General features: G+C 71.6%; 14 protein-coding genes. 7 read left to right on the top strand and 7 right to left on the bottom strand.

Annotated features, from left to right (window positions below):
* Positions 1-38: 38 nt before the first annotated feature.
* Positions 39-527, bottom strand: a complete 489-nt coding sequence (locus ACFYW9_RS04870) for a DUF1203 domain-containing protein (protein WP_389144873.1) — start codon at positions 525-527, stop codon at positions 39-41.
* A 112-nt stretch (positions 528-639) separates the two neighbouring features.
* Between ACFYW9_RS04870 and pepN (ACFYW9_RS04865) the strand changes: the two genes are divergently transcribed.
* Positions 640-3,219 (top strand): aminopeptidase N, encoded by a 2,580-nt coding sequence (gene pepN, locus ACFYW9_RS04865; RefSeq protein ID WP_389144870.1) that lies wholly within the window; start codon positions 640-642, stop codon positions 3,217-3,219.
* A 90-nt stretch (positions 3,220-3,309) separates the two neighbouring features.
* On the opposite strand, the gene ACFYW9_RS04860 is transcribed toward pepN (ACFYW9_RS04865), so the two are convergent.
* A complete protein-coding gene (locus tag ACFYW9_RS04860; RefSeq protein WP_389144866.1) occupies positions 3,310-4,329 on the bottom strand; it encodes an aspartate-semialdehyde dehydrogenase in 1,020 nt (339 codons plus the stop codon).
* A gap of 310 nt (positions 4,330-4,639) precedes the next feature.
* On the opposite strand from ACFYW9_RS04860, the gene ACFYW9_RS04855 reads away from it, so the two are divergent.
* Entirely contained in the window at positions 4,640-5,161 is a 522-nt protein-coding gene (locus tag ACFYW9_RS04855) for a sigma-70 family RNA polymerase sigma factor (RefSeq protein ID WP_351862943.1), read from the top strand.
* A gap of 1 nt (position 5,162) precedes the next feature.
* Positions 5,163-5,966 carry a hypothetical protein gene (locus ACFYW9_RS04850; RefSeq protein WP_389144863.1) on the top strand — a complete coding sequence of 268 codons (804 nt, stop codon included), beginning with the start codon at positions 5,163-5,165 and terminating at the stop codon, positions 5,964-5,966.
* A gap of 207 nt (positions 5,967-6,173) precedes the next feature.
* On the opposite strand, the gene ACFYW9_RS04845 is transcribed toward ACFYW9_RS04850, so the two are convergent.
* Complete coding sequence (locus ACFYW9_RS04845; protein ID WP_389144860.1) at positions 6,174-9,482, bottom strand: S8 family serine peptidase; 3,309 nt, start codon at positions 9,480-9,482, stop codon at positions 6,174-6,176.
* A 244-nt stretch (positions 9,483-9,726) separates the two neighbouring features.
* On the bottom strand, positions 9,727-10,296 hold the full coding sequence (locus ACFYW9_RS04840) for a CGNR zinc finger domain-containing protein (RefSeq protein WP_389144858.1): 570 nt from the start codon (positions 10,294-10,296) through the stop codon (positions 9,727-9,729).
* A 126-nt stretch (positions 10,297-10,422) separates the two neighbouring features.
* On the opposite strand from ACFYW9_RS04840, the gene ACFYW9_RS04835 reads away from it, so the two are divergent.
* From ACFYW9_RS04835 to ACFYW9_RS04820, 4 genes are all read left to right on the top strand, one after another.
* Positions 10,423-10,557: a hypothetical protein gene (locus tag ACFYW9_RS04835; protein ID WP_389144856.1), complete on the top strand. Its 135-nt coding sequence runs from the start codon at positions 10,423-10,425 to the stop codon at positions 10,555-10,557.
* Positions 10,554-11,465: a pyridoxamine 5'-phosphate oxidase family protein gene (locus tag ACFYW9_RS04830; RefSeq protein ID WP_389144853.1), complete on the top strand. Its 912-nt coding sequence runs from the start codon at positions 10,554-10,556 to the stop codon at positions 11,463-11,465. Before ACFYW9_RS04835 ends, ACFYW9_RS04830 begins: the two co-directional genes overlap by 4 nt.
* 318 nt (positions 11,466-11,783) lie before the next feature.
* Positions 11,784-13,568 carry a TIGR03767 family metallophosphoesterase gene (locus ACFYW9_RS04825; RefSeq protein ID WP_389144850.1) on the top strand — a complete coding sequence of 595 codons (1,785 nt, stop codon included), beginning with the start codon at positions 11,784-11,786 and terminating at the stop codon, positions 13,566-13,568.
* Between the two features lie 90 nt (positions 13,569-13,658).
* A complete protein-coding gene (locus ACFYW9_RS04820) occupies positions 13,659-14,864 on the top strand; it encodes a serine hydrolase domain-containing protein (RefSeq protein ID WP_389144847.1) in 1,206 nt (401 codons plus the stop codon).
* Here the strand turns inward: ACFYW9_RS04820 and ACFYW9_RS04815 are convergent.
* The 3 genes from ACFYW9_RS04815 to pepN (ACFYW9_RS04805) form a co-directional block, all read right to left on the bottom strand.
* Complete coding sequence (locus ACFYW9_RS04815) at positions 14,861-15,427, bottom strand: cysteine hydrolase family protein (protein WP_389144844.1); 567 nt, start codon at positions 15,425-15,427, stop codon at positions 14,861-14,863. The genes ACFYW9_RS04820 and ACFYW9_RS04815 overlap by 4 nt on opposite strands.
* Positions 15,428-15,596: 169 nt before the next feature.
* On the bottom strand, positions 15,597-16,652 hold the full coding sequence (locus tag ACFYW9_RS04810; protein ID WP_351862952.1) for a hypothetical protein: 1,056 nt from the start codon (positions 16,650-16,652) through the stop codon (positions 15,597-15,599).
* Positions 16,653-17,031: 379 nt separating this feature from the next.
* Complete coding sequence (gene pepN / locus ACFYW9_RS04805) at positions 17,032-19,626, bottom strand: aminopeptidase N (protein ID WP_389144841.1); 2,595 nt, start codon at positions 19,624-19,626, stop codon at positions 17,032-17,034.
* Positions 19,627-19,910: the final 284 nt, after the last annotated feature.

Below are 19,910 nucleotides of genomic sequence, written 5' to 3'. Positions count from 1 at the left end.
CCCCCCCCCCCCCCCCCCCCCCCGCGTTTCCCGGGACCTCAGCCCCGTCGCACCTCGTACAGGAAACAGCCGTACTCCACCGCCCGTACGTGGACCAGCGCCACCTCCGGGTCCGCGAACGCCTCGGCGAACGCCTTCGTGAAGGCCTCGTCGAACGCGGACGGCGCCTCGACCATCCGTCCGTCCAGGATGTGCCCTTGGGCCGAGTAGCGGCGGACCGTTCGGTGGGCGTCGGTGAACGGGAGGGCGTCCGTGGCCGGGCCCGCGCACACGTCCGCGTGGATGAAGACCGGGCCCGTCTCGTCGTAGGGGCCGGGCTCGGCGCCGGTCCGTTCCGCCCAGCGGCGCAACGGGGCGTAGGAGACCAGGGCGACGCGCTCTCCGGGCTCGCTGCGGCGCAGACAGCAGCGCAACGGGGATCCGCCCTCGTCGTCGGTCAGCGGGACGGGCCGGCGGCCCGCGTCGTCGGTGGCGCGGAGCTCCTTCAGAGCGGCCGCGCCGATGGGCTGTGCGGTGTACGTCGTCATGCGTCCAGGCTCGCGCCCGCGACGGCCCGGCACCGGCGGGAAACGGACATCGCGCTGTGTGCGGGTCCCGTGGAAGGATGACGCAACCCACACATAACGAGGAGATGACCGCGTGCCTGGCACAAACCTGACCCGCGAAGAGGCGCAGCAGCGCGCGAAGCTGCTCACCGTTGACTCGTACGAGGTCGATCTCGACCTGTCCGGCGCGCAGGAGGGCGGCACCTACCGGTCCGTGACCACGGTGCGCTTCGACTCCGCCGAGACCGGCGCGGAGTCCTTCATCGACCTGGTGGCCCCGGCCGTCCACGAAGTCACCCTCAACGGCGACCCGCTCGACCCGGCCGAGGTCTTCGAGGACTCGCGGATCGCGCTGCACGGGCTCCTTCAGGGGCGCAACGTCCTCCGCGTCGTCGCCGACTGCGCGTACACCAACACCGGTGAGGGACTGCACCGGTTCGTCGACCCCGTCGACCAGCAGGCCTACCTCTACACCCAGTTCGAGGTGCCCGACGCGCGCCGCGTCTTCGCGTCCTTCGAGCAGCCCGACCTCAAGGCGACCTTCCAGTTCACCGTGAAGGCGCCGAACGGCTGGACGGTCATCTCCAACTCGCCGACCCCGGAGCCCAAGGACGACGTCTGGGTCTTCGAGCCGACGCCGCGGATCTCGACGTACATCACCGCGTTGATCGTCGGCCCGTACCACTCCGTGCACAGCGTGTACGAGAAGGACGGACAGACCGTCCCGCTCGGCATCTACTGTCGCCCCTCGCTCGCCGAGTTCCTCGACTCGGACGCGATCTTCGAGGTCACCCGGCAGGGCTTCGACTGGTTCCAGGAGAAGTTCGACTACGCGTACCCGTTCACGAAGTACGACCAGCTCTTCGTGCCCGAGTTCAACGCGGGCGCGATGGAGAACGCCGGCGCGGTCACCATCCGCGACCAGTACGTCTTCCGCTCCAAGGTCACCGACGCCGCGTACGAGCTGCGCGCCGAGACGATCCTGCACGAGCTGGCCCACATGTGGTTCGGCGACCTGGTCACCATGGAGTGGTGGAACGACCTCTGGCTGAACGAGTCGTTCGCCACCTACACCTCCATCGCCTGCCAGGCCTACCACCCCGACAGCCGGTGGCCGCACTCCTGGACCACGTTCGCCAACTCCATGAAGACGTGGGCGTACCGGCAGGACCAGCTGCCCTCCACCCACCCGATCATGGCCGAGATCCGCGACCTCGACGACGTGCTCGTCAACTTCGACGGCATCACGTACGCCAAGGGCGCCTCCGTCCTCAAGCAGCTCGTCGCCTACGTCGGCATGGACGAGTTCTTCCGCGGCGTCCAGGCCTACTTCAAGGCCCACGCCTTCGGGAACACGCGCCTGTCCGACCTGCTCGGCGCCCTGGAGGAGACCTCCGGACGCGACCTCGGCACCTGGTCGCAGAAGTGGCTCCAGACCGCCGGCATCAACATCCTGCGGCCCGAGATCGAGACCGACGCCGACGGTGTCATCACCTCCTTCGCCGTCCGCCAGGAGGCCCCGGCCCTGCCCGCCGGCGCCCAGGGCGAGCCGACCCTGCGCCCGCACCGCATCGCGGTCGGCCTGTACGAGCTCGACGACGCCAGCGGCAAGCTGGTGTGCGACGAGCGCGTCGAGCTGGACGTGGACGGCGAGCTGACCGCCGTACCGCAGCTCGTCGGCAAGCGCCGCCCCGCCGTGATCCTGCTCAACGACGACGACCTGTCGTACGCCAAGGTCCGCCTCGACGAGGACTCGCTGGCCTTCGTCACCGAGCACCTCGGCGACTTCGCGGCCTCCCTGCCGCGCGCCCTGTGCTGGGCCTCGGCCTGGGACATGACCCGCGACGCCGAACTCGCCGCCCGCGACTACCTGGCGCTGGTGCTCTCCGGCATCGGCAAGGAGTCCGACATCGGTGTCGTGCAGTCGCTGCACCGGCAGGTGAAGCTCGCCATCGAGCTGTACGCCGACCCGACCGCCCGCGAGGCGCTGCTGACCCGCTGGACGGACGCGACGCTCGCCCACCTGCACGCGGCCGAGGCCGGCTCCGACCACCAGCTCGCCTGGGCGCGCGCCTTCGCGGCGACCGCGCGCACGCCGGAGCAGCTCGACCTCCTGGAGGCGCTGCTCGAAGGCCGCGAGACCATCGAGGGCCTCGCCGTCGACACCGAGCTGCGCTGGGCGTTCGTGCAGCGGCTCGCGGCCGTCGGACGCTTCGACGACGCGGAGATCGCCGCCGAGTACGAGCGCGACAAGACGGCGGCCGGCGAGCGGCACGCGGCCACCGCCCGCGCGGCCCGGCCCACCGAGGAGGCGAAGGCGGAGGCGTGGGCCTCGGTCGTCGAGTCCGACAAGCTCCCGAACGCCGTGCAGGAAGCGGTCATCGGCGGCTTCGTGCAGACCGACCAGCGTGAGCTGCTGGCCCCGTACACGGACAAGTACTTCTCCGTGGTCAAGGAGATCTGGGACACGCGCTCGCACGAGATCGCGCAGCAGATCGCGACCGGCCTCTACCCGGGCATCCACATCTCCGAGGACACCCTCGCCAGGACGGACGCGTGGCTGGCCTCGGCCGAGCCCAACGCGGCCCTGCGGCGCCTCGTCTCGGAGTCCCGCTCGGGCGTCGAGCGGGCCCTGAAGGCGCAGGCGGCGGACGCGCGGGCCGCGACCGCCTAGCCGGCGGACGCGACGCGTCGCAGGAGAACCCGAGGGGGCGGGCACCGGTCGGTCGGTGCCCGCCCCCTCGGGCGTGTGTGGATCCGGGCGTCAGCCCTCGTTGAGCTCGGCCGCCACCAGCTCCGCGATCTGGACCGCGTTCAGCGCGGCACCCTTGCGGAGGTTGTCGCTGGAGACGAACAGCGCGAGGCCGTGCTCGACGGTCTCGTCCGGCCGGATGCGCCCGACGTACGAGGCGTCCTTGCCGGCGGCCTGGAGCGGGGTCGGGATGTCCGAGAGGACGACACCCGGGGCGCCCGCGAGGAGCTCGGTGGCGCGCTCGGCGGAGAGCGGGCGGGCGAAGCGGGCGTTCACCTGGAGGGAGTGGCCGGAGAACACCGGGACCCGGACACAGGTGCCGGAGACCTTGAGGGCGGGGATCTCCAGGATCTTGCGGGACTCGTTGCGCAGCTTCTGCTCCTCGTCCGTCTCGTTCAGACCGTCGTCGACGACCGAACCCGCGAGCGGGAGCACGTTGAAGGCGATGGGGCGCTTGTAGACCTGCGGCTCGGGGAAGTCGACCGCCTCGCCGTCGTGGGTCAGCAGGTCGGCCTCGCCGACGACCTTCAGGGCCTGGCTGTGCAGCTCCGCCACACCGGCGACGCCCGAGCCGGACACCGCCTGGTAGGTGGCGACGACCAGCGCCTGGAGGCCCGCCTCCTCGTGCAGCGGCTTCAGGACCGGCATCGCGGCCATCGTCGTGCAGTTCGGGTTGGCGATGATGCCCTTGGGGCGGTCGGCGATCGCGTGCGGGTTCACCTCGGAGACGACGAGGGGTACCTCGGGGTCCTTGCGCCAGGCGGAGGAGTTGTCGATCACGACGGCGCCCTGGGAGGCGACCTTCTCGGCCAGCGCCTTGGAGGTGGCCCCGCCCGCCGAGAACAGCACGATGTCCAGGCCCGAGTAGTCCGCCGTGGAAGCGTCCTCCACCGTGACCCCGTCGACGACCGTCCCGGCCGAACGGGCCGAGGCGAACAGACGCAGTTCCTCGACCGGGAAGTCCCGCTCGACGAGGATCTTGCGCATGGCTGTGCCGACCATACCGGTGGCTCCGACGATTCCGACCCTCACGGCGACTCCCTTGACGTGCGTTCTACGTGGTCCAACGCTTCCATCATGCGTCTGACCCGGGCCCGCGTGTCCAATCCTTTCGCCGCGCCGCTCAGGACGTGGGACGCCGGGACCCGCGCCGAGGTGCCCGATCCTGCGGCGTCCGGGCGTCCGGGTACGAGGAAATCGCCCGGCGACGCGGGGTGACCGCAAGCCGTACGGTGCGGGCGCGGTCACGACGTGGGCCCGGTGTGACGTACGACTCGAACCGGGCCGAACGTTTTGGCCCGCACCGGCGTCGTAGAGGGGACGCGGGGAGGGGAGGGGTGCTGTGCTGCGCAGAAGGACACGTCGGGCACCGGGGGCGGACGACCCCTTGGACGCGACGCAGGAACGCCGGGTACGGGCGGTGCTCGCGCTCGGTGGGGTGCCGCAGGCGGACCTGCCGGACGGGGTACAGCAGGTCCGGCTGCGGCTGCTGGAGCGGGCCGCCAAGGGGTACGAGGCGCCGCGCGACGTGTCGGCCTGGGCGGCGGTCGTCGCCTCGAACCTGGCGATGGACTGGCACCGGGCCAAGCGCCGGCAGGAGCGGCTGGGCGAGCGGCTCGCCTCGCTGCGCCAGCTGGAGCAGCCCTCGGACGAGGAGTCCAGCGTGCTCTCGCTGGCCGTGGCCCAGGGCCTGGACGACCTGCCCGACGCCCAGCGCCAGGTCCTCGTCCTGCGGTTCTACGCGGACCTGCCGGTGCGGGACATCGCCCACGAGCTCGGCATACCCGAGGGCACGGTCAAGAGCAGGCTGCACACGGCGGTCCGCGCGCTGCGCGCCCGCCTGCACGAGGACGAGGTGGTGTGACGTGGCCGAGTACGAAGGTGTGGACGCGCTGATGGCCGCGATCACGGACGCCGAACTTCCCGAGGGCGCGTGCGACGACATCGCGTTCATGGCCGAGCACCGGTCGGCCGCCGCGGACGTCGAGGTGCTCCGGGAGCAGCTGGTCGTCATCGGTGACGCGCTGGCGGAGAACGGGCGGTCGGCCGGTCCGGTCCGGGCGTCCCAGAAGCCGGGGAAATCCGGGAGGTCCGGGAAGTACCGGCGGGCCGAGGGGCCGCGGGCGTCCGGCGGCGGGCGGCCCGGCGGCGCCCCGAAGAAGCGCTTTCGGCCTTCGCGCGCCATGGCCGTCGGCACGCTGGCGGCGGCGGCGATGGCCACGCTGGTGGTGGGGATGGGCTGGCTGGCCGCGACCGGCGGGTCGGACGCGGCGAGCTCCGACACGACCTCCTCCGACGCCAAGGTGCAGGACAGTGGCGGCTCGGGCTCGCTCAGCGCCCCCGGCTACATCGCCTGCTCCCGGCTCATCGTGGAGGGCACGGTCACCGATGTGGCCGCGGTCCCCGGCACCGCACAGGACCGGATCACCCTGGACGTCTACCACTACTACAAGCCGGCCACGGGCGGGAAGAAGGTCACCTTCCTGATGGACCAAGCCGTCGACCCGCGGCTGCACCGGGGCGACGAGGTCCTGATCGGCATCCAGCGGCACGCTTCGACGCCCGACATCTGGACCACGGGGGAGCAGCAGATCGCCCGCGACCGGTCCTGGATCGTCAAGGCGCTGCCCGAGTCCCGGGGGATGAGGTGCGCCACCGAGGAGCGGTGACCCGGGGCCGGGGCCGGGCGGCCCGGAAGGGACGGCGGGCCGGCGGGGGCACGGGAAGGGCTGTCCGGGCACGGGGCCGGGCGGTCCACGGGCGGGCGGTCCGCGGGCGGGCGGCGCGCGAAGGGGCGGCGCGCGAAGGGGCGGGCGTCCGTTCCCGGACGCCCGCCCCAAGTCCCCGGGCCGCTCGCGCGGCCGGGTGTCACACCGCTACGGTGTGACCTTCTCGATCTTCACACTGCCGAGGCCCGCGACCGTGCCGCGCGCGTTCACCAGCTGGACCTGACCGAAGAACTCGCGTCCCTCGGGTGCCGCCGCGGCGGCGGTGACCGAGCCGGACACCGTGGCCGAGGCGCCGGTGGCGAGCTTCACCGGGGTGGAGTCGTCGACCGTGACCGTGCCGAGCGCGCTGGAGAAGAACACGTCCTGGTAGTCGTACGCCGTCGAGCCCGACGGGACCGCGTAGCCCGCGACCTCGACGGTGTACGTACCGGCGGCGGGGGAGGCGATGGAGACGGCCTCCTCCGAGTCACCGTCCGCGGACTGTCCGACGACGGCCCCGGCGGCGTTGTACACCGTCAGGTCGAGGTCGGCGGCGTTGTCCGAGACGTTCCCGATGACCACGTCGAGCGACGCGGCGCCCGCGGGCACCTCGACCGTGGTGGTCTGCGTCGCGCCCTCGGCGATGGTCGGCCGCGCGTTCTTGGAGGAGCCGAGCGGACCGCCCTTCAGCCTGCCGTCGATCGCGGCGAAGTTGTTCGTCACCTTCCAGGAGGCGGTGGCCGGGGTGCCGACCTTGGCCTCGGGGACGGTCACGACGGCCGGGTCGAAGGCCGCGCCGAGCACGGCGACATCCAGCTTGTACGGGTTGTCGAGCAGCGGCGAGGTACGGCGCGACTCGACCTCGATCTCCCAGACGCCGGACTGCGGGTCCGCGTACGAACGCACGTCGGGCTTGCAGCCGTTGCCGTCGAGGTAGTTGTTGTAGCAGTACGGGGTGCTGGTGTTGTCGACCGGAACGCCGTACGGGTGGATCGCGATGAACCGGGTCTGGCTCTTGTCCTTCAGCCCGCCGATCGCGATCTCCAGGGACTTGGCGCCCTCGGGGACCGTCACGAAGTACGAGGTGGTGCTGTTGCGCTGCACCGAACTCGACTTGCTGTAGGTGTACTTCAGCGGCGAGGAGACGACGACGGTCGAGAGGATCTGCTTGTCGACGCCCTCGGTGCGCGGGTCGTCGACCTCCAGGATCGCGCTCTTGAGCCCGGCCGACTCCGGCGCGGCCTGGACCTTGACGGTCACCGGCTGGTTCAGCGGGAGGTACACCTCGTCCTTGCCGAGGATCCGGAAGGCGCCGCCGGCGTTGTTCTCGAAGGAGAGCTCGTGCCGGACCGGCCGGTCCGGGCCCGACGTACGCGTGACGGTGATGTCGTACGTCTTGCGCTGGCCGGCCTTGAGGCCGCCCTCGCGGTCGTACAGACCGGTACCGAAGCCCGGGGTCTTCAGCGCGAAGTCGATCGCGGTGTCGACCGGGGCCTTGACGGTGTAGTCGTGGGCGGTGGCGCCGTCCTTGATCGAGTCCCAGGCGTCACCGATGTTGATGAGGCCCGCGCCCTCCTCGTACGCCTGAACGCCCTTGATGTGGTCGGCGGTCGACGTCAGCGCGGTGCGCAGGGTGGCCGGGGTGAGGGTGATGCCCTTCTGCTTCGCCGCGCTCAGCAGCAGCGCCGAGGCGCCCGCGGCCTGCGGGGAGGCCATCGAGGTGCCCTGGAGCATCGAGTAGCCGGCCGGAAGGGTGTAGCCCGCCTCGGCGACCGGGCCGCCGGGCAGCCAGGTCTGGGTGGAGTTGATGGAGGCGCCGGGCGCGCTCAGCGTCGGCGTGAAGCCGCCGTCCTCACGCGGGCCGCGCGAGGAGAAGGGCAGCATCGCGTACTTCTTCTCCACCTGGGAGCCGTAGTTGGCGGCCCAGGTCTCCTTGGAGATGGTCGCGCCGACCGAGATGACCTTGTCGGCCAGGCCGGGGTCGCCGATCGTGTTCGCGCCGGGGCCGGAGTTGCCCGCGGAGATCACGAGCTGGACGCCGTAGGTGTCGATGAGACGCGTGTAGAGCTCGGCGCGCGCGTTGTTGCCGTCGTTGAGCGCGGGCAGGCCGCCGATGGACATGTTGACGATGTCGACGCCACGGTTGGCGACGAGGTCGATCATGCCCTCGGTGAGCGCCACGTTGGTGCAGCCGCCGGTCCAGGTGCAGGCACGGGAGGAGACGATCTTCGCGCCGGGCGCGGCGCCGTTCATCTTCCCGCCGAACAGGCCGTTGGCGGAGGTGATGCCCGCGACGTGGGTGCCGTGCTCGGACTCGATGACGCCGATGTTGACGAAGTCGGCCTTCTTGCCGACCCAGTCGCCGCCGTACGGGTCGGTGGGCACGTCCTTGCGGATCTCCACGACGAACGGCTGCCGCTCGACGACGTCCGTCGCCGGGTTGTCGGTGCCGAAGTAGCCGACCTGGTAGCCGTCCTTGTACGGCTTCATCGGCGTGTCGTCGGTGAAGTCGAAGTTGTTGTTCAGGTCGACGCGGACGGTACCGGCGGCCGGATCGTAGAGGATCCCCCAGACGTCGGTGGTGTCGCCGTCCCGGTTGGCGTCGCCCGCGGCGTCCCCTCCGGCCGTCGCGGACTCACGGAACAGGTTGACCTGGTAGTCGCCCGCGGGTGCCTTCCAGCTGACGCCGCCGTAGGAGAACGACGGACCGCTGACCGGGTTGGTCATCCGACGCCAGGTGCCGTCGCTGTCGAGGATCGGGTCGGTCGAGGTGACCCAGTCGACGATCTTGCGCTCTCCGGTGGTGGTCTTCTGCAGGGCGGGGTGGCCCAGGTCGACGCCGGAGTCGAGGATGCCGATGGTGACGCCCCGGCCGTCCGCCTTCGGGTGGTCCTGCACGAAGTCCACGGCGCCCGTCTCGAAGGACGGGTTGTACGGGTTCTCGGCGGGCGTCTTCTTGCCGGGACCCGGGTAGGTGGCGGCCGTGGAGGCGTTGCTGCCGTGCCTGGCCGTGTCGGCGCTCGGGGTCGGGTCGTCCAGCGCGATCTCCTGGCGCAGGTCGATCCCGTGCACCGAGGACAGCTTCGCGGCGGCGGCGATGGCCGAGTCCGCCCTGCTCGTCGGGACGGTGGCGCGGACGTAGCCGAGCTTGTCGTAGCTGCGGCCCACCGAGCCGCCCTTGACCGCGTCCAGCTCCTTGGCGACCTGCTCGGTCTGGCCGGGAGCCGTCGCGATCATCATCGTGACGTTCTTGTCGCCGTTGGCCTTGGCCTCGGTCAGGAGGTCGGCGTCGGCCGAACCGAGTTTGGCGGCGGCGGACTTGGTGCCGGGGTCGGCCGTGGGCGCACCCGTGTCCGCGGAGAAGGCCATGGGTATGGGCCCTGCCGCGGAGAGCGCGGCCACCAGGCCCGCTGCCATGGCCAGGCGGGCCACGCGTCTAGCGCCCGATATCGGGGCGCGCTGAGGGTCGGAGGTCATCTGCATCCCTTGGAGGTAAAGGAACGAGCGTGGAACGGCCGGTTCCGGTGGTTCTTGAGGGACCGGTCGCATCAGTCCGGAATGTGAACCCGGATGACCGCTCAGCTTTACCCAAGGGACAGTTGTTTGGGGAGAGTTGACCGTGGCGGGATGCAGCCATGGCGCACTTCCGCCATGCGTCACGTCGGAGATCGTGCGCTATAGGCGGATATCCAGGGCGGGGTGGATGTCTCTCTTTGTCGATTCAGCTCTCTTTTGTGCGCGCGTAGTGGCGGGACGCCTTCGCGCGGTTACCGCAGGCCGCCATCGAGCACCAGCGGCGGGTGCCGTTCCGTGAGGTGTCGAAGAAGTGCAGGACGCACGCCTCGTGGGCGCAGCGGCGGATGCGGTCCGGAGCGGCCTGGAGCAGTTCCAGGTAGTCGCGCGCGGCGAGCCAGGCCGGGCCCCAGGCGGGGTCGTCGAACTCCGGTGTCCCGCCCGGTCCTTGATCGGTCAGTGTCAGGCGGACGCGTCCGTGCGCGAGGACGGCGTCGACGCGGGCGGCGGCCCGTGCCGGGAACCGGGAGCCTTGCCGGCCGGTCTCGCCGTGGGGGGTGTCGACCGCGGCGCGCAGGGCGTCACGGGCTTCGAGCGTGTGCCGCAGGACGGTGTCGTCGGCTGGGAAGTCGAGCCCGTTGGCCGCCAGCCACACCGCGAGGCCCTCGGTGTCGGCCAGCAGGTCCCGCACCGCGCCCTCGTGGATCCAGCGGGTGTTGAGCAGGTCGAGCGAGACCGGCTCGCCGGTGAGGGGGCGGGGGTCGGGGCTGGTGGACATGGGGTCTCCCTTCGCGACTAACCCCTCAAGGGTAGGTCACCGGTTGACGCTCTCGATTCTAACCTCTAATATCGATTAGAAAGGTTAGCCTCACGCTGGGGCTGCCGCCGGCGGAAAGGGACTGTCATGACGCCGCGCACCGGCCGCGTCGGCCTGGACGTCGAGGACCCCGGCCGCTCGCCCGCCTCCCGCCGCGAGGCACCGGCGCCGAACGCGTCCGCGCCGGCCCGCGGCTTCCTCTCGCGGCTGGAGTCGTCATGACGTATCACTCCGGTTCGCGGGCGATCCAGGACCGTGCCGGCGTCCGGGACCTCGCCGATCATGTGGGCCGGTCCGTCGGCCGGGGCATCCGCCCGGTGGTCGCCGCGTTCCTCGAACTCCAGCCCATGCTGGTCGTCGGCGCGGCGGCCCCCGAGGGCGGGACGGAACGGGACCGCGGCGCCGGGACGGCGGGCGGCGGCGGGGTGTGGGCCTCGCTGCTCACCGGGGAGCCGGGATTCGTACGGGCCACCGGAGCCCGTCGGATCTCGGTCGCGGGCGGCCTTTCGGCGGGTGATCCGCTCACCGCCGCGCTCACCACCCCGGGCACCGCCGTCGGTGCCATCGCACTCGACCCGCGCACCCGTCGCCGTATGCGCCTCAACGGCCGGGTCCGGCCCACCCCGCGCGGCTTCGCCGTCGAGACCGACCAGGTCTTCGCCAACTGCCCCAAGTACCTCCAGAAGAGGCGGACGTACGAGACGGTGACCGCCCGGGCGCCGGGCGTTCCCCGGCGTGGCGGCGAACTCACCCTCTCCCAGCGGGAGTTCGTCGAGGCCGCCGACACCTTCTTCCTCGCCACGGTCCACGCGCACGGCGCCGACGCGAGCCACCGCGGCGGCAACCCCGGCTTCGTGCGTGTCGACGCGCCCGGCGAACTGAGCTGGCCCGACTACCCCGGGAACTCCATGTTCCTGACCCTCGGCAACCTCGCGGCCGATCCGCGCGCCGGTCTGCTCTTCCTGGACTGGACATCGGGAACGGTGCTCCAGCTCACCGGCACGGCGCGCACGGAGTTCACCCCCGACGGCGAACGGACCGTCCGCTTCACCCTCGCCGAAGCCGTCGAGACGTCCGCCGCCAGCCCGCTGCGCTGGTCCGCGCCCGCGTACTCGCCGGCGAATCCGTGAACGGGCGGGAGTCGCGGTGAACGTGCGTGCGTCGCCGTGAATGTGCGGGCGTCGCCGTGAACGTGCCTGCGTCGCCCCGGATCCACCTCCCCTACCCCGCAAGATGAACGCGGAGTGACCCTCCACCGGCCGTTCGGACAGGACTCCATGGACGCCCAGGGTGCGCGGAGATCGACGTACGGTGATCGGCGTCGCCCGTTGCCGTCCAGTTAACGCGCAGGTCATCCCCAGTGCCAACGATCCAGTACAAGCGGGGAGTTCGCCAGTCGAGCGCCCCGCGGCCACTGCCGACGCGTTCGTACTCGGGGAGACCGCGCCATGCCGCGCATACGCTCTGTCGCCACCGTACCCGCCCTCAACCGCCGCACCCTGCTGGCCGCCACCGGAGCGGTGTCCCTCTCCGCGGGGATCGGCCTGGCCCTGCGCCCGCAGTCCCCGGCGCACGCGGCGACGGCCGCCCAGGCGCCCGTCGCCGACTCCGTCGCCCACAACGAGGGCCAGTTGGCCACGGCCGGCCCGAAGGGACCCGCCGCGCTCGCCCCCTACACCCGCGGCACGACCCTGGGCTCCGTCGCCACCCCGCGCTCCGGCTCCACCGGGTACCGCCGGCTCGGTGACGGCGCCGGCTGGAAGCGGGTCGTACGCGACGAACTGGCCGCGGCCAGGACGGGCCGAGCCGACCGGCGCACCGCGCTCGCCGCGTTCGTGCAGCTCACCGACCTGCACCTGATCGACGCCCAGCACCCGCTGCGCCTCGAGTACCTGCGCTCCCAGAACAAGAGCGCCTGGCGCCCGCAGGAGGCGCTGACCGTCGCGGGCGCGGTCTCCCTGATCGAGCGGGTCAACTCGCTGCACGGAGCCCCCGCCACCGGAACCCCGCTGCACTTCGTCATGACCACCGGGGACAACACCGACAACAACTCCAAGACGGAGCTGGAGTGGTTCCTGAAGGTCATGAGCGGCGGCCGCATCACCCCCAACAGCGGTGACCCGCGGCACTACGAGGGCGTCCAGGCCAGCAACCTGAAGACCTACTGGCAGCCCGACGCCGCCCTGCGCGACGCCGACAAGCAGCTCGGCTTCCCGCGCATCCAGGGCTTCCTGGCGGCGGCCATCCGCGAGGTGCGCAGCCCCGGCCTGAAACTGCCCTGGTACTCCACCGTCGGCAACCACGACGCGCTCCCGCTCGGCTGCTACGGATCGCGCGGAGACTCCTACCTCACCGAGTTCGCCGTCGGCGGCAAGAAGCTGATGTCACTGGGCTCGGCGGAGGCCACCACGCTCGCCAAGACCATCAAGAACGGCAGCAGCCCCAAGGGCGCCGCGTTCCGCGACCTGCTCAGGGCGCACGCCCGCGAGATGCGCTCGGTCACGCCCGACGAGAAGCGCGCCCCGTTCACCCCCGCCGAGTACGTCAGGGCGCACCTCGACCCGGCGTACACCGGACCGGGCCCGATCGGCCACGGCTACTCCTCCGCGAACCTCTCCGCGGGTACCCAGTACTACACGTTCCGGATCGCCGAGGACGTCATCGGCGTCAGCCTGGACACCACCGACCCCGGCGGCCACTACGAGGGCTCCATCGGCACGGCTCAGCTGCGCTGGCTGGAGAAGACGCTGCGCGAGAACGCGGACTCGTACGTCATCGTCTTCAGCCACCACACCAGCAAGACCATGCGCAACACCCACGCCGACCCGGCCCACCCGGCCGAGGCGCGGCACGGCGGCGGCGAGGTCGTCTCCCTGCTCGCCCGCTTCAGCAACACGCTGGCCTGGGTGAACGGCCACACCCACAAGAACGAGATCATCCCGCACGCCGCCTCCGGCAACCGCTCCTTCTGGGAGATCTGCACCGCCTCCCACGTCGACTTCCCCCAGCTCGCCCGCGTCATCGAACTGGTGGACAACAAGGACGGCACGCTCTCGCTGTTCACCACCCTCATCGAGTCCGCGGCCCCGCACGCCACGGACTTCTCCGACCTCACCCAGACGGGCCTCGCGGCGCTGTGCCGCGAACTCTCCTTCAACGCCCCCGGCGCCCGCACCGACCTGTCGGGCACCTCACGCGACCGCAACACCGAGCTGATCCTGAAGAAGGGCTGAAAAGGGATCAACCCGCGCCGTCCGGGCAACCCGCCGGCGTGTCCCCGTGTCCCTCCCCCCGACCGAGTCCCACAGCGAGACGGGGAAGACATGAGGGTTCGTACGGCACTGGTGGGGGCGATCGCCGCGGGGATCGCGGTGACGCAGGCGGGCATCGCGGCGGCGGCGCCCGCGAAGGACGGCCACGCGCCGACACGGCAGGCACTGGAAGCGGCCGTGCGCGACGGTGTGCCGGGGGTGACGGCGAGGGCCGTGGACCGGCACGGCACCTGGTCGGCCACCGCGGGCGCCGGGGATCTGAGGACCGGCGCACCGCGGTCCACGGCCGACCGCTACCGCGTGGGCAGCATCACCAAGACGTTCGTCTCCACCGTCCTGCTCCAGCTCGAGGCCGAGGGACGGCTGTCCCTGGACGACACCGTGGACACCTGGCTGCCCGGCGTCGTGAGCGGCAACGGCAACGACGGCACCGTGATCACCGTTCGCCAACTCCTCAACCACACCAGCGGGATCTTCAACTACACGGCTGACAAAGACTTCGGCGCCACCTACTTCACCAGGGACGGATTCCTCCGGCACCGCTACGACACGCTGACCCCCGGACAGCTCGTCGCCGTCGCCCTGTCCCACAAGCCGGACTTCGCGCCGGGCGCGTCCTGGAACTACTCCAACACCAACTACGTCCTGGCCGGCATGGTGATCGAGAAGGTCACCGGCCGTTCCTACGCCTCGCAGATCCGCGACCGGATCATCAAACCCCTCGGCCTGCGCGCCACTTCGCTGCCGGGCACCCGGGTCACGCTCCCTTCGCCCAGCGGCAGGGCGTACTCCAAACTGGCCGGGACCACGACGGGACCGACCTACGACGTCACCGCGCTGAACCCCTCCTGGGCGTCCTCCGCGGGGGAGATGATCTCCGACAACGCCGACCTGAACCGCTTCTACACCGCACTCCTGCGCGGCAGGCTCCTGCCGCGCGAGCAGCTCAGGGAGATGCGGACGACGGTCGCCGTCGAGGGCGTCCCGGGCATGCGCTACGGCCTCGGCCTCCTGGAGGGGAAGCTGAGCTGCGGTGTCCGGGTCTGGGGCCATGACGGCGGCATCCACGGCTCGTCCAGCGTGGCCCTCACCACCGCGGACGGCCGCCATTCCCTCGCCTTCAACTTCAACGGCGACTGGGCGGGCGACGCCGAAGCCGTCGTCGAGGCGGAGTTCTGCGGGAAGCGGCCGCCCGCGACCAGTGCGTCCCCGGACCGGTCCGGGAGCCCGTCCCGGGGACTGTCCGACAGGCTCTAGCCGGCGGCTCGGGCGGCGAAGCCCACCTTCGCCGTCTCGACGGTGTCCCCGCGCCGGCCGGGCGCGCGCTGCTCCCTCCAGTACAGGTTGGTGTGGGCGACGACCTCGGCCGGGGTGGGGGCGCCGTACGCGGTGAGGTCCTCCGTGGTGTGGGCGTCGCCGACCAGCGTGACGTCGTACCCACGGGTGAAGGCGCTGTGGAGTGTGGAGCGGACGCACATGTCGGTCTGGGCGCCGGTGATCACGACATGGCCGACCGCACGCTCGGCGAGCAGGTCCTCCAGGTCGGTGGCCTCGAAGGAGTCGCCGTAGTTCTTGTGGACGACGGGCTCCGTGTCCTCGCGGACCAGCTCCGGCACGTACTGCCAGGACTCGCTGCCGTACTTCATCTGATCGTCGGAGTGCTGCACCCAGATCACCGGCACCGCCTCGGCGCGGGCCCTGGCGACGAGCGTGCCGATGTTCGCGATCACGGCCGCGAGATCGTGGGCGCCGTTCACGGCTCCGTGCTGCATGTCGATCACCAGCAGCGCTGTCTTCGGGCGGTCGGGCAGGGTCGTCATCACACTCTCCTGTCGTTGGTCCGGCTCGTCGGGGCAGGTGTGTCCGCCAGGGAACTCCTGCCCGCCCCACAGTAGATCGGGGCACTGACAACGCCGCCGGAACGCGGGAGGGAGCCCGCGTGAGCGGCACGCGGACCCCCTCCCTCCCCTCCGGGCGCGGCCCTGTCCGTCACGACCGGGGCAGCACCACGACATGCGCGGCCGGATCGCGGTCGTCCGCGGCCATGAGCGCGGTCCGTACGACCGTGGCCTGCTGTTCCATCGCGTCCCTGAGCTTCCGCGGGGTGACGTGGACGACGGTGATGCCCAGCCGCTCCAGGTGCTCGCGCCTGCGGGCCTGCTCGGATCCCTGGGCGTCCGCGTCCTGGAGCGGGGTCCGGGTGACCAGCTCGACCGCCACCGCCTGCTCGGGCCAGTACGCGTCGAGACCACCGAGGTGGGGGCCTCCGGGCAGCCGCAGGTCGACGTTCCAGACCGGGTCGGGCAGTCCGTGCTCGAAGACCATCCGGTACAGACGGTTCTCCGCGATCGCCCTGCCCTCCGCCACCAGCGAGTCCACGGCGTCCACCACGTGCGGGCGGTCCATCAGCCGGGCCGCCGTCAGCTCCTCCACGACCGAACGCGGTTCGCAGTAGCCGCGGCGCACCGCCTCCGCCAGCAGCTCGCGCACGGCCTCCGCGTCGGTCAGCTCCGCGACCGCGTCGGCCAGCGCGCGGGGGACGGCGGCGACGGGGACCCCGGCCACGAACGTGTGCGCCGGCAGCACGGTCGTGCGCACGATGCCGACGCAGCCGGTCGAGCGCACCCGGCGCAGCCGGGGGACGAGTACGTCGATCCTGCCGAGGGAGGGCAGCGGCGGGACGCAGGAGAAGCCGTGCAGGGCCAGCGCCGCCCGGCCGGTGATCAGCGCGTCCGCGCGGGGCCGGTGGCCGCGCGGTTCCTCGGAGCCCGGCTGGACGGGGACGCGGTGTGCCGTGCGGGCGGAGGGGGGACGCGCGGTGTAGAGCAGCGCCGCGTGCAGCCGCTCCTCGGGCGTGGGAGGGCCGGGACGCAGCAGGAAGACGCCGGGAAGGATCCGCTGCCACGGACCGCCGGGCCGGCACCGCTCGTCGGCGTCCGCGGCCGTCACGTCGTGTTCGCGTAACTGGGCGGTGGTCAGGATCCGGTGCCGCACGGGGAACGGGTGGCGCGGGGTGCGGGGGGAGTTGGGGGTGCTGTGGCTCATGGTCCGGGGTCTTCCGCCGGGGAGCCGTCTTCTAACCGCTGTTACCCGCTCGTCGACGAATCGGGACGAATACGCCTTTCGGCGCGGGTGTTCGACTGCCGAAAGGCGCTGGTCCGCAGGCGGGTCGGCAGGGGTCACGGGTCCGGATACATGCATTTCGTAACCAGTGTGCGCATCGGATCAGCCCACCGCGAAGGGTGCCGGACGTGCCCACCGCGAAGGGTGCCGGACGTGCCCACCGTGAAGGGTGCCGGACGTGCCCACCGTGAAGGGTGCCGGACGTGCCCACCGTGAAGGGTGCCGGACGCGCCCACGGCGGAGGGCGCCGGACGCCGTGGCGCCGGTGCCCTCCGCGGTGCGGTCCGCGTGGTGCGGGTGATCAGCCCGCGGCGGCGATGTCGCGGGCCTGCCCCCGCAGTGCCCGCGCCAGATCGTCCCGGGACTCCAGCACCAGCCGGCGCAGCGCCGGCGGCGCGTCCTCGTGCGCCGCGAGCCAGGCGTCCGTCGCCGCCAGGGTCTCCGGGGAGTCCTGGAGCGCGGGGAACAGGCCCCTGACCACGTCCATGCCGATCTGGATGGAGCGTTCCGCCCAGACGCGGTCGATGGCGGCGAAGTACTTCGCGGTGTACGGCTCCAGCAGGTCCCGCCGGGACGGCCGGCCGAAGCCCGAGATCGTCGCCTCGACGAGGGCGTTGGACAGCGCGTCGGACTCCACGACGGCCGCCCAGGCCTGGGCCTTGACCGCCGCGGAGGGCCGGGCGGCCAGACAGCGGACCTGGTGCCGCTTGCCGGACGCCGTGTCGTCACGGGCGAGTTCGGCGGCGAGGACGGACTCGTCGGCCACGCCCCGCGCGGCCAGCGGCTCCAGGAACGCCCAGCGCAGCTCCTGGTCGACCTCGAGACCGTCGATCTTCGCCGTCCCGTCCAGCAGGCCCTGGAGGAGCTGGAGGTCGGCCTTGCCGGAGGCGACGGTGGCGAAGAAGCGGGCCCAGGCGAGCTGGTGCTGGCCGCCCGGCTCGGCCAGCCGCAGCTCCTTCAGCGCGCCCTCGGCGAGCAGCGCCTCGCCCTGCTCGCGCCAGTCGGGCGCCGCGTAGTTGACGAGCGCGGAGTTCGCCCAGGCGTGCAGCATCTGCAGGACGCCGATGTCGGACTCGCGGCCCGCGAAGCGCAGCACCAGGGCGATGAAGTCCCGGGCGGGCAGGATCGCGTCGCGCGTGAGGTTCCACAGCGCCGACCAGCACAGCGCCCGGGCGAGCGGGTCCGTGATCTCGCCGAGCGCGTCCCGCAGCGTGGCCAGCGAGCCCTCGTCGAAGCGGATCTTGCAGTACGTGAGGTCGTCGTCGTTGACGAGGACGAGCGCCGGGGCCTCCGATCCCGCCAGCTCGGTGACGACCGTGCGCGGCCCGTCGACGTCCACCTCGGCGCGCGCGTACCGCACGAGCGGACCGTCGCCGTTCTCACGGTGGTACAGGCCCACGGCCACGCGGTGCGGGCGCAGTTCGGGGTGCGACTCGGGCGCCTCCTGGAGCACCGACAGCTCGGCGACGCGTCCCTCCGCGTCCAGGATCACCTGCGGGGTGAGGGAGTTGACGCCCGCGGTCTGGAGCCAGGACCGGGACCAGGCGGCCATGTCCCGTCCGCTCGTCTCCTCCAGGGCCGACAGCAGGTCGCCGAGGCGGGTGTTCCCGTACGCGTTCCGCTTGAAGTAGCGGCGGGCGCCCTCCAGGAAGGCGTCCTGTCCGGCGTACGCCACCAGCTGCTTCAGGACGGAGGCGCCCTTGGCGTAGGTGATGCCGTCGAAGTTCAGCTTGGCGTCCTGGAGGTCACGGATGTCGGCCGTGATCGGGTGGGTGGACGGGAGCTGGTCCGCGCGGTAGGCCCAGGCCTTGCGGCGGTTGGCGAACGTGATCCAGGCGTCGGTGAAGCGGGTCGCGCCGACGTTCGCGAACGTGCCCATGAAGTCCGCGAAGGACTCCTTCAGCCACAGGTCGTCCCACCAGACCATGGTGACGAGGTCGCCGAACCACATGTGCGCCATCTCGTGCAGGATGACGTTCGCCCGCGCCTCGTACGACGTCTGCGTCACCTTGCCGCGGAAGATGTACTCCTCGCGGAAGGTGACGAGCCCCGGGTTCTCCATCGCGCCGAGGTTGTACTCGGGCACGAACGCCTGGTCGTACTTCCCGAAGGGGTACGGGTAGTCGAAGTGGTCGTGGAAGAAGTCCAACCCCTGCTTGGTCACCAGGAACACGTCGTCGGCGTCGAAGTGGGGGGCCAGGCCCTTGCGGCACATCGCGCCGAGGGGGATCTCCAGCGTCGTACCGTCGTCGAACGCGCGGGAGTAGGAGTCCGTCACATAGTGGTACGGGCCCGCCACGACCGCCGTGATGTACGTGGAGATCGGCTTGGTCTCGGCGAACTTCCACACGCCGTCCACGAGTTCGCCGACGCCGTTGCTCCAGACGGTCCAGCCCTCGGGGGCCCGCGCCTCGAAGCGGAACGGGGCCTTGAGGTCGGGCTGCTCGAAGTTCGCGAAGACGCGCCGCGCGTCGGCGGGCTCGTACTGCGTGTACAGATACACCTCGCCGTCCTCGGGGTCGACGAAGCGGTGCATGCCCTCGCCGGTGCGGGAGTAGGCGCACCGGGCGTCCACGACGAGCTCGTTCTCGGCGGCCAGGTCCTCCAGCCGGATCCGGGAGCCGTCGAACACCTCACCGGGGTCGAGGTCCCTGCCGTTGAGCGAGACGGCCGTCACACTCGGCGCGATCAGGTCCGCGAAGCTCGCCGCGCCCGGCTCGGCGCAGCGGAAGCGGAGCGTGGTGACCGAGCGGAAGGTGCGGGGCTCGCCGGCCGCCGCGCCGGGCTCCGGCTCCCCGACGGCCGAGCGCAGGTCGAGGAAGACGTCGTAGCTGTCGACGGACAGCAGTGCCGCCCGCTCCTGGGCCTCGTCGCGGGACAGATTCTCTCCGGGCACGACTGCACTCCCTCATGGCGTCATAGACATGTGCGAACAGGGCCGATCCTGCCATGTGCTCCTTACGGAGGGCGCTGCGACAGAGCAGACACAGGGGAATCCCTAGGGCGTGTCCGTAAAGTCGCGTCGTCCGCCCGGAGGGCGGGCCCGGCGGCGTCTGGTGCGTGCTCTCGGCGTGCCGGGCGCAGACCCTCGTACTGGACGTACTTGGGTCTTCGCCCGGTGCGGCGAGAGTGCGTGCCAGGCGTCGCCGGGCAGGCGCGACTTTGCGGACACGCCCTAGG

Origin of the sequence: Streptomyces sp. NPDC002698 (genome assembly GCF_042888945.1) — a bacterium.
Classification (GTDB): Bacteria; Actinomycetota; Actinomycetes; order Streptomycetales; family Streptomycetaceae; genus Streptomyces.
This window is presented reverse-complemented; position numbering and strand designations above follow the sequence as displayed.

Bases quoted from the DNA above. Each gene is read 5' to 3' on its own strand.
- ACFYW9_RS04870 (WP_389144873.1), bottom strand. From the start codon at position 527: ATGACGACGTACACCGCACAGCCCATCGGCGCGGCCGCTCTGAAGGAG.
- ACFYW9_RS04845 (WP_389144860.1), bottom strand. From the start codon at position 9,482: ATGACCTCCGACCCTCAGCGCGCCCCGATATCGGGCGCTAGACGCGTG.
- ACFYW9_RS04840 (WP_389144858.1), bottom strand. From the start codon at position 10,296: ATGTCCACCAGCCCCGACCCCCGCCCCCTCACCGGCGAGCCGGTCTCG.
- ACFYW9_RS04835 (WP_389144856.1), top strand. From the start codon at position 10,423: ATGACGCCGCGCACCGGCCGCGTCGGCCTGGACGTCGAGGACCCCGGC.
- ACFYW9_RS04830 (WP_389144853.1), top strand. From the start codon at position 10,554: ATGACGTATCACTCCGGTTCGCGGGCGATCCAGGACCGTGCCGGCGTC.
- ACFYW9_RS04825 (WP_389144850.1), top strand. From the start codon at position 11,784: ATGCCGCGCATACGCTCTGTCGCCACCGTACCCGCCCTCAACCGCCGC.
- ACFYW9_RS04820 (WP_389144847.1), top strand. From the start codon at position 13,659: ATGAGGGTTCGTACGGCACTGGTGGGGGCGATCGCCGCGGGGATCGCG.
- ACFYW9_RS04815 (WP_389144844.1), bottom strand. From the start codon at position 15,427: ATGACGACCCTGCCCGACCGCCCGAAGACAGCGCTGCTGGTGATCGAC.
- ACFYW9_RS04810 (WP_351862952.1), bottom strand. From the start codon at position 16,652: ATGAGCCACAGCACCCCCAACTCCCCCCGCACCCCGCGCCACCCGTTC.